Origin of the sequence: Nitrosomonas sp. Is37, from assembly GCF_033063275.1 — a bacterium.
GTDB lineage: Bacteria > Pseudomonadota > Gammaproteobacteria > Burkholderiales > Nitrosomonadaceae > Nitrosomonas.
The window spans coordinates 1-19,923 of record NZ_JAWJYP010000006.1 but is presented as its reverse complement, the minus strand read 5'-3'; the positions used below and the strand labels follow the sequence as shown (position 1 = coordinate 19,923).

At 44.1% G+C, this 19,923-nt stretch carries 9 protein-coding genes, 2 tRNA genes and 3 rRNA genes; 9 read left to right on the top strand and 5 right to left on the bottom strand.

Features of this window, described 5'->3' with window-relative positions:
• From R2Q26_RS04140 to R2Q26_RS04130, 3 genes are all read right to left on the bottom strand, one after another.
• A complete protein-coding gene (locus tag R2Q26_RS04140; RefSeq protein ID WP_317535103.1) occupies positions 1–1,341 on the bottom strand; it encodes a hypothetical protein in 1,341 nt (446 codons plus the stop codon).
• A gap of 354 nt (positions 1,342–1,695) precedes the next feature.
• Positions 1,696–3,114, bottom strand: coding sequence for a DUF3482 domain-containing protein (locus R2Q26_RS04135; protein WP_317535102.1), 1,419 nt, complete (start codon positions 3,112–3,114; stop codon positions 1,696–1,698).
• A gap of 2 nt (positions 3,115–3,116) precedes the next feature.
• A complete protein-coding gene (locus R2Q26_RS04130; RefSeq protein WP_317535101.1) occupies positions 3,117–4,505 on the bottom strand; it encodes a DUF2868 domain-containing protein in 1,389 nt (462 codons plus the stop codon).
• Positions 4,506–4,725: 220 nt separating this feature from the next.
• Between R2Q26_RS04130 and R2Q26_RS04125 the strand changes: the two genes are divergently transcribed.
• Positions 4,726–5,433, top strand: a complete 708-nt coding sequence (locus tag R2Q26_RS04125) for a type 1 glutamine amidotransferase (RefSeq protein ID WP_317535100.1) — start codon at positions 4,726–4,728, stop codon at positions 5,431–5,433.
• A gap of 283 nt (positions 5,434–5,716) precedes the next feature.
• Here R2Q26_RS04125 and glgB read toward each other — a convergent pair whose 3' ends face one another.
• Positions 5,717–7,921, bottom strand: a complete 2,205-nt coding sequence (gene glgB, locus R2Q26_RS04120) for a 1,4-alpha-glucan branching protein GlgB (protein ID WP_317535099.1) — start codon at positions 7,919–7,921, stop codon at positions 5,717–5,719.
• Between the two features lie 270 nt (positions 7,922–8,191).
• Between glgB and glgC the strand changes: the two genes are divergently transcribed.
• From glgC to rrf, 8 genes are all read left to right on the top strand, one after another.
• Entirely contained in the window at positions 8,192–9,436 is a 1,245-nt protein-coding gene (glgC, locus tag R2Q26_RS04115) for a glucose-1-phosphate adenylyltransferase (protein ID WP_317535098.1), read from the top strand.
• A gap of 159 nt (positions 9,437–9,595) precedes the next feature.
• Positions 9,596–11,302, top strand: a complete 1,707-nt coding sequence (locus R2Q26_RS04110; protein WP_317535097.1) for a glycoside hydrolase family 57 protein — start codon at positions 9,596–9,598, stop codon at positions 11,300–11,302.
• Between the two features lie 117 nt (positions 11,303–11,419).
• Positions 11,420–13,429 (top strand): alpha-amylase/4-alpha-glucanotransferase domain-containing protein, encoded by a 2,010-nt coding sequence (locus R2Q26_RS04105; protein WP_317535096.1) that lies wholly within the window; start codon positions 11,420–11,422, stop codon positions 13,427–13,429.
• 496 nt (positions 13,430–13,925) lie between these two features.
• Positions 13,926–15,463: ribosomal RNA gene (locus R2Q26_RS04100) — 16S ribosomal RNA — on the top strand.
• A gap of 104 nt (positions 15,464–15,567) precedes the next feature.
• Positions 15,568–15,644, top strand: a tRNA-Ile gene (locus R2Q26_RS04095).
• Between the two features lie 4 nt (positions 15,645–15,648).
• Positions 15,649–15,724: transfer RNA gene (locus R2Q26_RS04090), tRNA-Ala, on the top strand.
• A gap of 285 nt (positions 15,725–16,009) precedes the next feature.
• Positions 16,010–18,898 (top strand): 23S ribosomal RNA (locus tag R2Q26_RS04085).
• Positions 18,899–19,002: 104 nt separating this feature from the next.
• A 5S ribosomal RNA gene (rrf, locus tag R2Q26_RS04080) occupies positions 19,003–19,115 on the top strand.
• Together the 16S, 23S and 5S rRNA genes with 2 tRNA genes alongside form the textbook arrangement of a ribosomal RNA operon.
• Positions 19,116–19,650: 535 nt before the next feature.
• Here the strand turns inward: rrf and R2Q26_RS04075 are convergent.
• Positions 19,651–19,923: transposase (locus R2Q26_RS04075; RefSeq protein WP_317535095.1), on the bottom strand; the 273-nt coding region annotated here is incomplete at its 5' end.

Below are 19,923 nucleotides of genomic sequence, written 5' to 3'. Positions count from 1 at the left end.
TTAAGAAGGCTGTGGAGGAATTTTTACCCAGCCATCAGGGCACTTTCTGACATAAGGGTAATACCCTTCTGGATTTCGACAATAGTGCCAGTAATTGGTTTTTGGCTCAGGAGCAGATTGTGGGACATTTTGTTGCTGCATATAAGTCGATTTGCTGGGCAGTGCACTGATCATGGTTATTGGCAATACCGGCGCGGCAACTACTGCAGGGAAACCACCTAACGGATAGTAGCCAAAATGGCTATAGGGACCAGAGCCAACATAACCAAAAGGAACATAACTACTATAAAAACCAATTCCTCCAAAAGAATCGAAACTACGGTAGAAACCAAAACCACTATAAGGTGCAAAGCCACCATATCCATAATAACCAAAGCCGCTGAAAGGAGTAAAAGAATAAAAAGGATCAAGTCCCAATCCTAGGCCGACACCTAGTCCAAAACCAATATCAAAATCATGGTGATATCCGTGATGATGGCCATGCCAAATACCGTGGCTAAGTCCACCGTTATAATCATGTCCATTATTCTGAATCGATTGAACGTTCTGGATATTAATGTTCTGGGTCAAGGAATCACCCTGAGCAGCAACATTGGTTTGGATGGACTGATCTATCTGAACTGATCCACCTTCCTGGGTAGGCTGGACTATTTGTGTGGTGTCACCTTTTTGCATTAATAGATCTGACTGAGTCGATTCCCCTGTCTGTGTAGGCTGATCATTCTGGGTGGAACCATCTCCATTAGCAGCTTGATTGACTGGAGCAGATTCATCATTTTGTGTTAATTGATTATCCTGTGTGGCTCCAGTTTCCTGACCAGGTTGACTAGTTTGAGTTGATTCGTCACTTTGAGGAGATTGAGCTGGTTGGGTAAATTTACCATCCTGAGATGCTTGATCAACCTGGGTAGATTCGTCAGTCTTAGCCGCTCCAGCATATAAATCATCCTGAAAATTACCCTGAACAAGCTCACCTTCCTTAGGGGGTTGATCGAACTCGGTAGATTGATTGTCTTGAATTAAGGTTTTTTCCTGGGAAAACCCTTCGCTTTGAGCAGACCCAAGATCATAGCGAGCGTCATCGTCTACCGCAAAATCGTTTGGTTGCTCAAAATTATCTGCAAAGTCTTCATTCTGGTCAAAGTCACCTCTGAAATCATTCCCACCGAAATCACTCCCAAAATCACCACCGGCATCAAAATCGCTGCCCCCGTAGTCACTCACAGAATCACCAACGCCATCAAAATCACCTCCGAAATCACCACCGTCAAAGTCGGCATTTTCTCTGTCAGCGGTCCATGCCGGAGCTGCCGATACTAATCCAACCAAGGCGATAGTCATACAAATCAGTCTGAATCTTTTCATAGCAATCTTTATTTGAGTTTAATGGAGTTAACCTGGATATTCCGCCAGGCCGGCCTAGCGAAATATCCGGGTTAAACAAAATTAATGATCAAATTAAACATTATTTAGTGATTCTCATTATGCTGGGTTCAACTGCTAGCAATCGAGATGGATTCGTTATGCACGATACTGATTGTCATCTTATCGAGCAGATCCTGAATGAAAGCTGAATCTACCGGATTTCTTCAAATATAAGATGACTGTGAGTTATCTTGGCGGTGTCAGTGCGTTCCATGTGCCATGCTCTTGAAGGCTTGCCGCTGCATGTTTCTTAACGAGTTCAGGGTGGGCTTAGCCGTTAGCTAGCAAGGTATTGATCAGCTTGGCTTCAATATTTTGATATTGTGGATCTTGATTTCGAGAGGTAGAAGATTTGTACCATGCCGGATTTTGTTGCAGGGTACTAATAATGTCGAGCCAGTTACTGGGTAATTTTTCTGAAGTAGATACAGTAGCAGTATCGATCTGGTCTACATGGTAAGCAGCATGACCGCGATGCATCAGTTTTGACAACAATTGCTGTTGACGGAGATAGAGTATCTGCAGCGTATTTTCATCAACACACAACCATTGTGTACCTTGAATTTTGGCTTTGATTTCCTTGCCGTAGCGTTTGAATGTTGACCAACCAGTGCCAGCAATCGCGCCCAGGGCAGTGGCTGCTCCTAAACTTAATCCACCCACCATCAGATCAATTCCTGCTCCTGTTGCTGCACCTTTGAGTGCAGCGCTGCCAACATCAAGACCATAAGCTTTGAGTACGCCGGGGGCGAATATATCAAGCTGCCATTGGCCATTGCTTACAGGAATTTTTTGGAGAGCAATGTCTTTTTCTGAGAAATTAAAAATGGTTAACAAATCCCTTAAACAGCTTTGCTCGGATTTTCTTACAAAATCCTTTAATTTTTGGACGGCGATTGAATTTGTACTACTATCGTTCTGGCTCCGTTTACTTTCCCGATAGCAGGCAACGGACACAATTAGCTCAACGATGCGTTTAGCTGCAGATAGGCAGAGTTGATCCCATACCTTGGCGCGGTAATTGATGAGTTTCTGCAATCGATCATAGTGTAATTCCACCAGGCTTTGTATTTTCTGATACAACCGTTTCTCTGCTTCAAAAGAAAAAGCAACTGTATCGAATTCTAGTGAAGCGTGAATATTAAAAGCGGCCAGTTTTTTTCGCCAGATGGCGAGCTCTGCTGTATGGTCAGCAATAAAATTGAAAATCGGGATGATGGGTTTCATGGCCTTGCTGAGTATCTCGATTTCAATCAGATATTTTTCCAATACAGGCTCGCGCACATCAATAATGTACAATAAGACATCACTGCGCAATATTTGCCTGATGACCTTAGCTTCTTGCTCTAACGGATCATCGATAGTCGTAGCTGCAATAAACTTTTCCAATATTTCAACTGGTGAAAGCGATTTATGCTGCGCGCTGATCGATTTAAGTTGCCTTAACAACGCATGAGAATCCTCAATGCCCGGGGTGTCATGTAAATTCAATATGGCTTCATTATCAGCAAAAATAGTTGCCCGTTCTACATGGCGAGTAGTTCCTGCACCATCTTCAATTTCACCGAATTGAGTGCTTCGCAGCATGGTGCGAATCAGCGAGGTCTTACCGGTATTAGTGTGACCTACAACTGCAACATTTAGCAATGAGTGAATATCCTGGTGTGATGTCTCGTTTGCTGCTTTCATGATTATTGAGTGATGACGCATTCAGCGGAAATAGCGCATGCCTCAGCCGTTCGGAACCATGCGATTTTGCGTGTGTCTGCAACGGGAATGGCTGCGCGGCTGCGCAATAAAATCAGCCAGACCTCCCCTGAGGTATAGGTAATCAACTCCCTGATGGTCCGCTGCACGCCTCTATCTGGCAGGCGATGAGCGGCCACACCAATCAGCAACGCACTATCAGATTTTTTGATGATGTTAGTTGCTTCCGAAAACGACGTCTGATCAATGACATTTTTGCTACAGTTCATACCATTTGGCCAAACGATATGATCATCAAGCTCAATCCCAATTGCGAGTGCATTCTGCGGTATTCCCTGGCCAGCTTGTCGGGGAGTAATCTTTTTTTCTATTACTATATTAGGGTCTGCATCGATGACGATAGACTCAAATTCGTGCGCCATTAAGCGTTGTCGTAACGTTATATAGTAAGGCAAATAAAGATCCAGCTTGAAACGATGTTCAGCCAGTTTTTGCATCATCACAGAAACTAGCAGCAATATGAGGCGAGGTAGAATGCCGTAGAGCAATAAGGCTCCCAGCAAAAATTTGGCCCAAGCACCTCTTGTCTCTGCATCTTGGAAAACTGCGCCAACCCGGCTTGCTGCAATCTGGTAGCTGTCGGGAGGAATCAACCCCAAAAATTCCATAGGCTTACTCAGCCATTGAGTCAGTTCAGGAAAGCTACTTTCCGGCAGTAATGTGGTTCCCCAAATAAAGTCGTATTGCTTCGCCATCATGAGCAGCACTAGTAAGACTAGGCCAGTCGCTAGATAAGTCAGCCAAAATTGATGAGTGAGGACACTGATACGCCATTTGCCGACTGTACCAGTTAAATTAGTTTCCCACCAGCCGCGTGCGGCAAGTGAAGCAATCGAATCACTTTCCTTTTCCTTATGTCGATAAGGTAACCAGCAAGTCAGCTGAGCGACAACCCCTGCGCTCAATCCTTGTAAATTAAATGAAATGCCTGCCATCCACAGCATGATGGAAATCAAATTAAAGCCAAGCAAAACCGCTAATAACCAGTATATGTTCAGCGTGGAAGACTCGCCAACTGCATTACCCGCTGCCAATGCTCCCAGAATTGCCGCGACCATCAAACTTATTCGGCTGGCACGAATAAACAATTTTTGAGGATGTTGTAATGTTGTGGCTAGCGCATTGTCCTGAATCAAGCGCCGAGCACGGCTTGTTAACCGTTTTAGAAAAACAGTGTAATTGAAATTAGAAGCAGCATGGCTTTCCATGTCAGCGATGCTTGCGTATGACAGTGCTTCTGCTTTGCTCGTTTCAATGTGGCGCAATTGCTCTAAACGAACTAAATCAGAAAACGTGGTATTGTTTATTGTCATAACTATTGATTAAAAGAATGGAAAAACAGAGTGTTATTCCTCTTGGTCTGTCAACCTGATTGAAAAGTGAATGGCGATCGATTAATTTGAATTTGAAAAAAGTGCGTATGCCTGTTCCAGTACACAAAAGCATTTAAAAGTACAATCAGAAGAAAGAATTCAATGGAAAAAAGTTACAATTAGCAGTACAAGATTTGTTATCGCCAGAAAGGTTATTGCCATGAAATCAGTTGCAATTTTTAGATTTTCCCCTATCGAAGGACCTGGTTATTTTGCCACATTTCTTGATAACAATCATATTCCTTGGCAGCTAATTAGCATCGACCAGGGAGAGCATCTTCCTGTCAATATTCATCCATTCAGTGGGTTGGTTCTGATGGGAGGCCCCATGAGCGTCAACGATAGCCTGCCCTGGATTGAGCCATTACTTGCTTTGATCAAGCAAGCGGTAATTCATGATGTACCTGTATTGGGGCATTGTTTAGGTGGGCAACTCATGTCCAAAGCGTTAGGAGGTATCGTTGAGGCGAATCCTATCAAAGAACTAGGCTGGGGAAAAGTCAGCGTGGCAGATAATCAAGTTGCCCACGAGTGGTTAGGAGATTTAAAGGAATTTGAATCATTTCACTGGCATGGTGAAACATTTTCTTTGCCTGCTGGAGCAGCGTTGCTGCTTTCCAGCGTTTATTGCCAAAATCAGGCATTTGCATTAGGAATTCATCTGGGGATGCAGTGCCATGTGGAGATGACTGAAGAAATGGTGCGTAACTGGAGTAAAGTCAATACGGCAGAAATTGCACAGAACCTGGCAAGTCCCGCAGTGCAACCAGCTGAGGCAATGCAAATGGATCTGGAGTTTCGTGTGCCGCTACTGAATACTATTGCTGATCGATTGTATAGCAAATGGATTAATGCATTGAAAAACTGAAGTCAAGTGTTCTAACAGGTTGTTGAAAAACTATCTACGTTGCCGCTGCGGTGTTAAAAACAGGTTCAAAATGCTGATTTATCAGGTATAAACTCCGCTTTTTTCGCCTGTTTTTGCCTATCATCGACTGTCTCGAATACGTTTTTCAATAGCCTGCTAAGCGCAATTTTTGTTTCTGTAGATAATGCAAATTAACCCTAAACAAATCCTATTTGTTCGTGGTGCTGTTGTGGATGTAGATCGCTGCTACAGTAAATCGAAAGATTGGGAGGTGCAAGGCTGTTTAAGCATTACTCGGCGCCAAGATAATCCCGGCTAATGGTGGCAGAGTGATCATGAGGGAATCTGCAAAGTCCAACCAGGATTCTCCAGTCGTGATAATCCAGCCAGCATTTCCTATATTACTGCCGCCATAATAAATAGAGTCACTATTAAATATTTCTTGGTAGGAGCCGCTAAAAGGAACACCAATACGGTATTTCACGCGCGGCACTGGCGTGAAATTTAATACGATCAGCCTAAACGAACCATCCTGCGCGCGGCGCAGATAGCTAATTACAGATTGATCTGCATCATGACAATCAATCCAGCTAAACCCTTCCGCGAAAAAATCAAGCTGATGCAATGCGGGTGTATTCATATAAAGATGGTTCAGGTCATGCAAAGCCATCTTTACGCCACGATGAAACTCATGTTCTAGCAAATTCCAGTCAAGCCCTTTACTAACTTGCCATTCAGATCCATGAGCAAACTCGTTCCCCATGAAATTAAGCTTTTTGCCAGGACAAGTCAGTTGGTAGGTAAACAACAAACGCAAGTTGGCAAATTTCTGCCAGGCATCTCCCGGCATTTTGGCTAACAAGGAGCCTTTGCCATGCACCACTTCATCGTGTGATAATGGCAATACAAAATTTTCGGTATAGGCGTATAGTTGATTGAAAGTCAGCTCATTGTGGTGATAGCGACGGTGGATAGGATCAAATTTCATATAAGTGAGCGTGTCATTCATCCAGCCCATGTTCCATTTCATGGAAAACCCTAATCCGCCTACGTAAGTGGGGCGTGATACTGCTGGCCAGGCGGTAGATTCTTCCGCTAAAGTGATTGCACCGGGAAACTCTTCATGTACCATGATATTTAACTCGCGCAGAAAATCTATCGCATCGAGATTTTCCCGGCCACCGTATTTATTGGGTAACCATTCTCCTGCTTTGCGTGAGTAGTCGAGGTAGAGCATTGACGCTACCGCATCAACGCGTAACCCATCGAGATGGAATACATTTAACCAATAATGTGCGCTCGATAGTAAAAATGATTTCACTTCATTGCGCCCGTAATTGAAGATAAATGTTCCCCAGTCTTGATGAAATCCCAGACGAGGATCTTCATGTTCGTACAGGGCAGTGCCGTCGAAGCGGGCTAAGGAAAAGGTATCCTGTGGGAAATGGGCTGGCACCCAGTCCAGGATAATTCCGATGTTTGCTTGATGACAAGCGTTGACAAAAAATTTAAAATCTTCTGGTAAACCATAACGACTTGTTACTGCGAAATAACCTGTTGTCTGATAACCCCAGGATTCATCGAGTGGGTGCTCTGATATCGGCAATAATTCAACATGTGAATAACCCATTTCGAGTAGATAGGGGATCAAGTGCTGGGCAAGCTCACGATAGGTATAGAAACGTCCATCTGGATGCCGCTTCCATGAACCTGCATGGATTTCATAGATATTCAGCGGCGCATGTAGCCAGTCCCAGCCAGCACGTTTTTGCAGCCAGTCTGCATCCTGCCAAACAAAATTTTCTACCAGTGGAGTACGGGCTGCATTGCTGGGGCGCAGCTCATGGTAATTTGCGTAAGGATCTGTCTTAATCAGGATCTCGCCAGTATCACGATTGCGAATCTCATATTTGTAAAGGGTGCCACTCGGTAAGCCAGGAATAAATAGTTCCCATACGCCACTATGAGGATGAACAGCCATCGGATGTATTCGCCCATCCCAACGATTAAAATCACCCACTATGCTGACCCGTTCAGCATTGGGTGCCCAGACTGCAAAGCGGATACCAGCAATTCCATCAATGGCTACTGGATGTGCACCCAAGGTTCGATAAGCCTGGTGCAGATTGCCTTCATTGAATAAATACAAATCATGATCGGAAATTTGCAAAGGAAAAGCATAGGCATCATATAATTCACGCACAGCTCCCATTGGAGTATTTTCTTCGATCCGCAGGAGATAGGGGCGTACCGGAAGTGTTTTGCCACGCCATTCAAAGATACCGTCATCCTGTATCCGCCTCATTGACTCAAAACCATTGGCTGTCTGGATCCATGCATTGGCAGCATAAGGCTGAAATACTCTTGCTACCAACTCATCATCCTGCTCCTTATGCAGGCCCAGATAATCAAATGGATTATGTAATCGTGCGGCCAGCAATGCTTCTCGCAATGAATCGGTATTTATATGTACAAGTTCAGATTTCATAGGCTTAAATCGTAACTAACAAGAGAACAAGAAAGAGAACAAGAGGCCGTTATGTCTGGAAATGACAATTAAGATCCAGTAAGATGAGATCGTATAAATACAATAGATTACATATTACAGCTCATATTTTAAAGTAGCGAAGCTTGATCGTGGTAAATATGTAACATTTACTAGATTATTTTATTTTCTATGGTGGGTTGCCCGCGTTGCGATTGATGTATTGGTTACCCTTGTCAAGTAGATGGATCTTCTCAGATCGGGAGATATTGAATGCTTACACATAATGCGCTTGCATTAATACTGGCAGGCGGACGTGGCAGCCGTTTGCATCATCTAACAGACTGGCGTGCTAAACCAGCGGTTCCGTTTGGCGGTAAATTCCGCATTATAGATTTCCCACTGTCCAACTGTGTCAATTCGGGTGTGCGGCGTATTGGAGTTCTTACTCAATACAAAGCGCAGAGTCTGATTCGCCATATCCAGCGCGGCTGGAGTTTTCTTGATGGGCGGTTCAAAGAATATGTTGAGCTTTTTCCAGCGCAACAGCGAACTGAAGAAACCTGGTATCAAGGTACCGCAGATGCTGTTTTTCAGAATCTTGATATCTTGCGTTATCATGATCCTAATTATGTTCTGATATTAGGTGGCGATCATGTCTATAAAATGGATTACAGTAGAATGCTTGCCGAGCATGTAGAAAGAGGAGCGGACATTACTGTTGCTTGCTTGGAAGTGCCGCTGGAAGAAGCCTCTGCTTTTGGGGTTATGGCTGTAAACGATAAATGGCATGTTACTAATTTTACTGAGAAACCAGACAATCCCGCCCCCATGCCAGGACAGCCGGATCGTGCATTGGTTAGTATGGGTATTTACCTCTTTAATGCTTCATTTCTGTTTGAGCAATTGATTCGCGATCACGATGATAGTCAATCCTCGCACGATTTTGGTAAAAATTTAATTCCGTACCTGGTCAGCAATCATCGTGTTTATGCGCATAGCTTCCAGAGCAGTTGTGTCAATATGGCTGCAGGTGTTCCTTACTGGCGCGACGTGGGAACAGTGGATGCATACTGGGAAGCCAATATTGATCTTACGACAGTAACGCCTGATCTGAATCTATATGATGAAGACTGGCCGATCTGGACCTACCAAGAACAATTACCGCCTGCTAAATTTGTTTTTGATGATGAGGATCGACGAGGGCATGCACTTGACTCTATGGTTTCAGGAGGTTGTATTATTAGTGGTGCAACTATTCGTCGCTCATTATTATTTTCCAATGTTCAGGTTCGCAGTTATGGGGGCGTCGAGGACTCGGTCGTGCTTCCCAATGTAGACATAGGTCGGCACGTACATTTGAAGCGAGTAGTCGTTGAAAAAAACTGCGTCATACCCGAAGGATTGAAAGTTGGATTCGATCCAGAAGAAGATAGTAAGCGATTCTATGTAACAAAAAAGGGGATAACACTCATTACGCCGGAAATGCTAGGTCAAAGCATACACTATATTCGTTAAAGAAAATCTAAAAGAGGGGGGTAGTAGAAGGTAATGCAAGCCTGAGCTCATTATCATGGTAGCAGAATAGGCATTGTATACTATGGAATGTGCCAATATATTGCCCTTACTCATGTATTTAGATTTCTTTTAAGTAATTAGACAATCTGCTTTTAGGTCATGAAACCACTGAATCTCGTTTTACTATGGCACATGCACCAACCCGATTATCGGGACCATGAAACAGGTGAATTTGTGCTGCCGTGGGTATATCTGCATGCAATCAAAGATTACACTGACATGGCGCATCATCTCGAACAACATCCTCGTGTCAAAGCGATCGTCAATTTTGTGCCAATATTGCTGGATCAAATTGAAGATTATGCTCACCAGTTTACACAGAAAAAAATACGGGATCCATTATTGCGCTTACTTGCTATTCCTGATCTGAATAGGATCACGGTAAATGAACGCTTGGCTATATTGAATAGCTGCTTTCAGAGCAATCATGCCACCATGTTGAAACCTTATCCGCCTTATCAACATTTGCGTGATTTGTACGATATGTTGAAAGGGCACGGGGATAAGGATTTAATCTATGTTTCCGGTCAGTACCTGGCTGATTTGTTAACGTGGTACCACCTTGCATGGATGGGGGAAAGTGTGCGGCGAAGTCATGAGATCGTGGTAAAGCTCATGACGCAAGGTAAAAATTTCAGCTATGCAGATAGATTGCAATTATTCAATCTTATTGGAAAACTTATCCAGGAATTGATTCCACGTTACCGTGAACTTGCTGCCAAGGGTCAAATCGAATTATCAACTACGCCTCATTTTCATCCGCTGGCCCCCTTACTGATTGATTTCTCGTCAGCTCGTGATAGTCTTCCTGATGTTACTTTACCTTCGAATGCAATCTATCCAGGGGGGCGTGAACGCGTTACGTTTCATGTAAAAACAGCCATCAATAGTCACAAGCAGCGCTTCCATATGCAGCCTGCGGGTATCTGGCCTGCTGAGGGGGCCATGTCAAAAGCTTTGCTGGATATCTTCATGGAATTGGACTGCCAGTGGAGCGCCAGTGGTGAGGGTGTATTGATTAACAGTTTGCATAAATCGTATCCGGATCAATCTTTACCAGATCGGAGTAACTATCTTTACCGTCCCTACCGGGTATCGGATGAAAAAAAAGGGATATTTTGTTTTTTTCGTGATGACAAATTATCCGATATGATCGGATTCGAATACTCAAAATGGTTTGGACGCGATGCAGCAGAGAATTTTGTTCATACGCTTGAAAAAATTCATCAGGAGGTGCAAGCGGTTACGTATCCAATTGTAAGTGTCATTCTCGATGGTGAAAATGCTTGGGAATCTTATCCTTATAATGGTTACTATTTTCTTACTGATCTTTACGATTTACTTGAAAATCACTCGTTCATTCAAACAACGACTTATCGTGACTATATTGTGAATTTAACTTATACGCAGGCTGAAACCAAAATTTTACCTGCGCTAGCAGCAGGAAGTTGGGTTTACGGCACTTTTTCAACTTGGATAGGTGATCATGATAAAAATTTAGCCTGGGATCTATTGTGTGCGGCTAAACAGAGTTATGATCTTGTAATGAAGAGCGGGCGTCTGACGGATGAAGAGAAATTATTGGCAGAACAACAGCTTGCATCATGTGAGAGTTCGGACTGGTTCTGGTGGTTTGGTGATTATAACTCTCCACAGACAGTTGCTAGCTTTGATCAACTGTTTCGCAAAAATCTTGCCAACCTCTATCGTTTGCTGAAACTGCCTGTGCCCGCAATCGTGCTTGAGCCTATCAGCCGTGGTGGACGATATACTGGAGTGATTGAAACGATGCGGCGTTCATCGTAAGTCTAGTTAAGTTGAAAAGAATGGGCTCCAAATATATAAATTATTTTAATAAAAATAAGAAATATATAGTTTAGGAGCTTCAAATTATCCCTAGCACAAAATGAGTGAAATTTAGTGATGTCTCAGTCTATATCTTTACTATTTGGTGTTCATGCGCATCAGCCGGTTGGTAATTTTGCTGAAGTTTTGGTCGATGCACATGTGCGTTGCTATAGGCCTTTTTTACAGGTTTTGTATCGCTATCCAGATTTTAAGTTTGCTCTCCATTTTTCAGGATGGTTACTTGATTTCTTGTTTGAGCATTACCCCGCTGATATGGCTTTGTTACGTGATATGGTCATGCGGGGACAAGTGGAGCTTTTCGGTGCGGGAGAAACTGAACCAATATTAGCAGTTATTCCCAATCGGGATCGTATCGGGCAAATCGAGACTTTTTCCAGGAAGTTAGAGAACAGATTCGGGCAGCGTCCTCAGGGTGCTTGGCTGACCGAGCGGGTATGGGAATCAACAGTGGTGCCCGCGCTGGTAGACTGTGGTATTCGCTATGCAATCGTAGATGATTATCATTTTATTTGCGCAGGTAAAACCAAAGCGGAGCTCAGTGGTTTTTTTACCACTGAAGAAGACGGTCGCGTGCTGGATCTTTTTCCTATTTCTGAAACACTTCGTTATAAGCTACCTTTTTCTCCAGTGCATGAAGCAGTGGCGTATATCGAGTCCCTGGTTGAAAACTCAACGACAAACAAAGGTATTGCCGCTGTTTATTTTGACGACATCGAGAAATTTGGCATCTGGCCTGAGACCTATCAGTGGGTATATGAGAATGGCTGGCTTGAGCAATTTATTCAGGGCGTACTTGCTTCTCCCAAAATTTTTCCTCGGCATTATCATGATTATCATGCTTTAGAAAAATCTCATGGAATAATTTATCTGCCGACTACCTCCTACATTGAGATGAATGAGTGGACGCTCCCTGCTGGGCCAGCTAATGCTTATACTGATCTGGTATCCCAGGCAAAAGCAGCTGGCTGGTATGAACATAATAAATCGTTTCTACGAGGGGGTATCTGGAAAAACTTTTTTACTCGCTATCCCGAATCGAACTGGATGCACAAGCGTATGCTATCCCTTTCTGCCCGTTTTGCTGCGCTGCCAGTAACACAGTCTACTAATGCGATGCGACAAAAACTGTATGCAGCACAGGCCAATGATGCTTATTGGCATGGCTTATTTGGTGGTCTGTATCTCCCTCACCTACGGCGAGCTATATACAATAATATTGTCGAATTGGAAGCTTTGCTGGATGCCTGTGCGCCACGCCCTGCTTTTTTTATCGAAGACACTGATCTGGACGGTGTGGAAGAGGCTTATTTGCATAATGGAATGCTCCAGGTTGTAGCTAAACTCGATGGAAGTGCGAGCATATGTGAATTTGATGCCTATCTGCTTGAGCATAATTTTGGTGACACGCTGCGTCGCCAAATAGAGCATTACTACTGCAAAATACAACCAGATGCGCATGAAATACCAAAACATAACAGTGCAGGAATTGTGTCTGCGCATGATCGGATCAATTTCAAGGATCAAATTACCCTTTCTGACTTAGAGATTGACATCCATGCGCAAAACTTATTTTATGACAGCCTAAACAGGGTATCGCTGATTTATCAGCTCGAATCACATGATGAGTGTCGTATCCGTTTTGTGTCCAAAACTGATCAATGTCAAGTAGTTAAGGAATTAGAGCTTTCTGGCAACCGTATTTTAGTTTCATATGACTTGTCTGGGAATTTGGTGGGTCATATGGAAACCGAGATCAATTTAGCTATGCCCAGTTGCGATGGCCCAGGTGGATGTTATGTTAAAGATGAATCGACGGTGTTGGGCGGTTTTGGACGAGTTCTGGATTTAGCTGATGTAACTAACATTACAATGGAAGATGTTGTTCTGCAAGGTGCATTATTGATTAGTACGTCTGTTCCAATCAGATTATATGCGCAGCCTCACTTTTCCGTATCTCAATCGGAAGGAGGTTATGAAAAGATTATGCAGGCAGTCAAATTAAAATTGATCTGGCCAGTTACTGAGCGAGAATTAATTATTACTCTGGAAGTTAAGGGGGAATAGCATTCGGAGAGAAAGTCGGCTATCTAATCTAATTTATAGCACTAACTAAAAAGCTATATATAGATTGATTTTATGCAGGGTGTCAGGGGGGGTATCGCATTATCTGGTAGCGAACTCAATTAATCTTTGCAAAGTAGTAACAACGGGTAAAGATGAAACAATAAGCTGTAAATTTTTTGATTGGCATATAATTCATTGAATTTGCAAACAAATAATGAATTTAAGCTTGTTATATTCGCTGATTGAAAAATCTTTTTGCAAAAAAATGATTCAAAAGCTTGACGAAAAAATTAGGGTCTGTATAATTCATTTCTCTGTTGCTTGAGACGAAATAAAAAACGAAAGCAACAAGCTCTTTAAAAATAAACAGCCAATAAATGTAGGCGCTTAGTAAATATAATTAATTTGGTTAACAAATTAATCACTAAGAGTATACAAGGTGATTAGTATATTAATGCTAAATATATACTAAAAGCTGAGCAAATAGAATTAAATTTAACTGAAGAGTTTGATCCTGGCTCAGATTGAACGCTGGCGGCATGCTTTACACATGCAAGTCGAACGGCAGCACGGGGGCAACCCTGGTGGCGAGTGGCGAACGGGTGAGTAATACATCGGAACGTATCTTAAAGTGGGGGATAACGCATCGAAAGATGTGCTAATACCGCATAATCTCTGAGGAGGAAAGCAGGGGATCGAAAGACCTTGTGCTTTTAGAGCGGCCGATGCCTGATTAGCTAGTTGGTAAGGTAAAGGCTTACCAAGGCAACGATCAGTAGCTGGTCTGAGAGGACGACCAGCCACACTGGGACTGAGACACGGCCCAGACTCCTACGGGAGGCAGCAGTGGGGAATTTTGGACAATGGGCGAAAGCCTGATCCAGCCATGCCGCGTGAGTGAAGAAGGCCTTCGGGTTGTAAAGCTCTTTCGGTCGGGAAGAAATAGTTGTGGCTAATATCCATAACGAATGACGGTACCGACATAAGAAGCACCGGCTAACTACGTGCCAGCAGCCGCGGTAATACGTAGGGTGCAAGCGTTAATCGGAATTATTGGGCGTAAAGGGTGCGCAGGCGGTCGTATAAGTCAGATGTGAAATCCCTGGGCTTAACCTGGGAATTGCGTTTGAAACTATATGACTAGAGTGTGACAGAGGGGAGTGGAATTCCATGTGTAGCAGTGAAATGCGTAGAGATGTGGAAGAACACCGATGGCGAAGGCAGCTCCCTGGGTTAACACTGACGCTCATGCACGAAAGCGTGGGGAGCAAACAGGATTAGATACCCTGGTAGTCCACGCCCTAAACGATGTCAACTAGTTGTCGGATCTATTTAAAGATTAGGTAACGTAGCTAACGCGTGAAGTTGACCGCCTGGGAAGTACGGTCGCAAGATTAAAACTCAAAGGAATTGACGGGGACCCGCACAAGCGGTGGATTATGTGGATTAATTCGATGCAACGCGAAAAACCTTACCTACCCTTGACATGCTCGAAATTTCGCAGAGATGTGAAAGTGCCCGAAAGGGAATCGAGGCACAGGTGCTGCATGGCTGTCGTCAGCTCGTGTCGTGAGATGTTGGGTTAAGTCCCGCAACGAGCGCAACCCTTGTCACTAATTGCCATCATTAAGTTGGGCACTTTAGTGAGACTGCCGGTGACAAACCGGAGGAAGGTGGGGATGACGTCAAGTCCTCATGGCCCTTATGGGTAGGGCTTCACACGTAATACAATGGCGCGTACAGAGGGTTGCCAACCCGCGAGGGGGAGCTAATCTCAGAAAGCGCGTCGTAGTCCGGATCGGAGTCTGCAACTCGACTCCGTGAAGTCGGAATCGCTAGTAATCGCGGATCAGCATGTCGCGGTGAATACGTTCCCGGGTCTTGTACACACCGCCCGTCACACCATGGGAGTAGTTTTCACCAGAAGCAGATAGTCTAACCGCAAGGAGGGCGTTTGCCACGGTGAGAGTTATGACTGGGGTGAAGTCGTAACAAGGTAGCCGTAGGGGAACCTGCGGCTGGATCACCTCCTTTCTAATGAAATATTGCTAAGCGCCTACAATTTATTGGTTGTTTAAAAAGTTAAAAAAACAAATCAGATACGATGCGAAAGGTTGTGCTAAAATAGGATCCTTTATGGGTCTGTAGCTCAGTTGGTTAGAGCACACGCTTGATAAGCGTGGGGTCGGTGGTTCAAGTCCACCCAGACCCACCAAATAGGGGGTGTAGCTCAGCTGGGAGAGCACCTGCTTTGCAAGCAGGGGGTCATCGGTTCGATCCCGTTCACCTCCACCATACTATGTTTTAATTTTAATGGAAAGAGAGAAATCTCGCAAAATCATTAGAGGTAAGCTCGTATCTGGTTGTTTGTTTTGACTATGCTCTTTAAAAAATAGAAGAAGTAGATTAAAAGTAGATTGTATATCAAACAGATTCAGAACTGAGAAAAGCTGAAATCTAAATATTAATTAGATTAATAAAATTAATATTTGTTTAAGCATGAGATATTATCGGAAGAATTAGATAATACTTGAAATTCTGGAGTTGTGTATCAAGAAAAAGAAGTTCTCAAAATTATAGGATCAAGCAAATAAGTGCATGCGGTGGATGCCTTGGCGATTACAGGCGATGAAGGACGTGGAAATCTGCGATAAGCTTCGGGGAGCTGATAAACAAGCTTTGATCCGGAGATCTCCGAATGGGGAAACCCGGCCCGCAAGGGTCATCCTCACCTGAATTCATAGGGTGAGTGAAGCGAACCTGGCGAACTGAAACATCTAAGTAGCCAGAGGAAAAGAAATCAACCGAGATTCCCAAAGTAGTGGCGAGCGAAATGGGAGGAGCCATCAATCTTTAGCATTAGAATTAGTCAAATCTTCTGGAAAGTTGAACCATAGAGAGTGATAGTCTCGTAGGCGAAAATTTTAATGTGGAACTAGGATTGAAAAAAGTAGGGCGGAACACGTGAAATTCTGTCTGAAGATGGGGGGACCATCCTCCAAGGCTAAATACTCGTAATCGACCGATAGTGAACAAGTACCGTGAGGGAAAGGTGAAAAGAACCCCGGGAGGGGAGTGAAATAGATCCTGAAACCGCATGCATACAAACAGTGGGAGCCCTGTATGGGGTGACTGCGTACCTTTTGTATAATGGGTCAGCGACTTACATTCAGTAGCAAGCTTAACCGAGTAGGGGAGGCGTAGCGAAAGCGAGTCTTAATAGGGCGATTAAGTTGCTGGGTGTAGACCCGAAACCAGATGATCTACTCATGGCCAGGATGAAAGGAAGGTAACACTTCGTGGAGGTCCGAACCCACTAATGTTGAAAAATTAGGGGATGAGCTGTGGGTAGGGGTGAAAGGCTAAACAAATCTGGAAATAGCTGGTTCTCTCCGAAAACTATTTAGGTAGTGCCTCATGTATAACCTTTGGGGGTAGAGCACTGTTATGGCTAGGGGGTCATTGAGACTTACCAAACCATTGCAAACTCCGAATACCAAAGAGTTCGAGCATGGGAGACAGACATCGGGTGCTAACGTTCGGTGTCGAGAGGGAAACAACCCAGACCCTCAGCTAAGGTCCCAAAGATATAGTTAAGTGGTAAACGAAGTGGGAAGGCATAGACAGTCAGGAGGTTGGCTTAGAAGCAGCCATCCTTTAAAGAAAGCGTAATAGCTCACTGATCGAGTCGTCCTGCGCGGAAGATGTAACGGGGCTAAACTATACACCGAAGCTAGGGATTCGCACGTAAGTGCGGATGGTAGGAGAGCGTTCCGTAGGCCTGTGAAGGTGATTTGTAAAAATTGCTGGAGGTATCGGAAGTGCGAATGCTGACATGAGTAGCGATAAAGGAAGTGAAAAGCTTCCTCGCCGAAAACCCAAGGTTTCCTGTGCAACGTTAATCGACGCAGGGTGAGTCGGCCCCTAAGGTGAGGCAGAAATGCGTAACCGATGGGAAACTGGTTAATATTCCAGTACCTTTACATAATGCGATGCGGGGACGGAGAAGGTTAGCTCAGCCAGGTGTTGGATGTCCTGGTTGAAGCGTGTAGACATGCTGCTTAGGCAAATCCGGGCGGCTAAGTTGAGACGTGATAACGAAACACTCTTCGGGGTGCCAAGTGAGTAATACCATGCTTCCAGGAAAAGCCGCTAAGCTTCAGTTATGTAAAGACCGTACCGTAAACCGACACAGGTGGGAAGGATGAGAATTCTAAGGCGCTTGAGAGAACCCAGGAGAAGGAACTCGGCAAATTGACACCGTAACTTCGGGAGAAGGTGTGCCTTAAGTAAGTGAATCGTTTCGCACGAGGAGCTGAAAGAGGTTGCAATGAAAAGGTGGCTGCGACTGTTTAATAAAAACACAGCACTCTGCAAACACGAAAGTGGACGTATAGGGTGTGACGCCTGCCCGGTGCCGGAAGGTTAAATGATGGGGTGCAAGCTCTTGATTGAAGCCCCGGTAAACGGCGGCCGTAACTATAACGGTCCTAAGGTAGCGAAATTCCTTGTCGGGTAAGTTCCGACCTGCACGAATGGCGTAACGATGGCCACACTGTCTCCTCCTGGGACTCAGCGAAGTTGAAATGTTTGTGAAGATGCAATCTACCCGCGGCTAGACGGAAAGACCCCGTGCACCTTTACTGTAGCTTTACATTGGATTTTGACAATGCTTGTGTAGGATAGGTGGGAGGCTATGAGATATACTCGCCAGAGTATATGGAGCCGTCCTTGAAATACCACCCTGGTGTTGTTGAGGTTCTAACCTAGATCCATGATCTGGATTGGGGACCGTGTATGGTAGGCAGTTTGACTGGGGCGGTCTCCTCCCAAAGGGTAACGGAGGAGTACGAAGGTACGCTAGGTACGGTCGGAAATCGTGCTGATAGTGCAATGGCATAAGCGTGCTTAACTGCGAGACTGACAAGTCGAGCAGATGCGAAAGCAGGTCATAGTGATCCGGTGGTTCTGTATGGAAGGGCCATCGCTCAACGGATAAAAGGTACGCCGGGGATAACAGGCTGATTCCTCCCAAGAGTTCATATCGACGGGGGAGTTTGGCACCTCGATGTCGGCTCATCACATCCTGGGGCTGTAGCCGGTCCCAAGGGTATGGCTGTTCGCCATTTAAAGTGGTACGTGAGCTGGGTTTAAAACGTCGTGAGACAGTTTTGTCCCTATCTGCCGTGGGCGTTGGAAATTTGAGTGGGGCTGCTCCTAGTACGAGAGGACCGGAGTGGACGTACCCCTGGTGTACCGGTTATGACGCCAGTCGTATTGCCGGGTAGCTAAGTACGGAAGAGATAACCGCTGAAAGCATCTAAGCGGGAAACTTGCCACAAGATTAGATTTCCCGGGGAGTAAATCCCCCTGAAGGCTCGTTGAAGACTACAACGTTGATAGGTCGGATGTGGAAGCATAGTAATATGTTAAGCTAACCGATACTAATTGGCCGTGCGGCTTGATCCTATAATTTTGAGAATAAGTTATTATTTATTATTATTATTTCTTGATATAAAAATTCAATTAAAAGTTTATTTGTTTTAATCTACTTTAAAACATAAAAGGTTATGCTTGGCGGCAATAGCGCTTTGGAACCACCTCTTCCCATTCCGAACAGAACCGTGAAACGAAGTTGCGCCGATGATAGTGTGTTATCACATGTGAAAGTAGGTCACCGCCAAGCTCTCTCATTTTTATAAGTCATCTGATCTGGAAATAATCAGATGATTAAGTATCATTCATAATTAATGTTCCTTATCGATTTAATACATGCTTTGTATAAATTATTTGATTCGTTTAAGTGACATTCCATCAAAATAAAATATCAAAAACTTTTAGCGCTTAATCAATACTTTACTAATTAAGCGACATTGATACTCTCAATCAGCTGTAATTTATAAAAGTAAAGATTAACACTGTCATTAATCTGATTATTGCTAAACGCGGGTAATCAGACTAAGCAGTTTATATTACTCTTACGGAGTAGAGCAAAGAAGTTTTATCAAAATTACTGAAAATACACTTTTGATGTCAAATTTGACATCAAGAATTGTATAATTCAGATCCTGTGCTTATTTCTTTTGAAAAAGATTATTATTAGGGCTTGAACGTTTTGTTCCTAAAGGTGAAAAGTTCTGCAACTAGCGTCTAATACCCTTAAATCAATCATCAATCTATACTTCATACAGCCACTAAGAAGCTGTTTGGAAACTCCTGCTCTAGGTTAATCGCCTCAACATAATACGGGTCATAGCGATGTAAATCCAAGTTTCATCTGTACGCGTTAGGCACTCGTAGCTTTTGCTAAGTCGGCGCGAATGATTAAGCCAGCCGAAGGTACGCTCGACTACCCAGCGACGGGGCAGCAATGTAAATTTTCTGGCTTCCCTGGGGCGCAACACTACTGCCAGACATAATTTAAATTGTTCTGCAGCCCACTCCACAAGGCGGCCGCTGTAGCCCCCATCCACCCAAATCTTCTTCAACTTTTT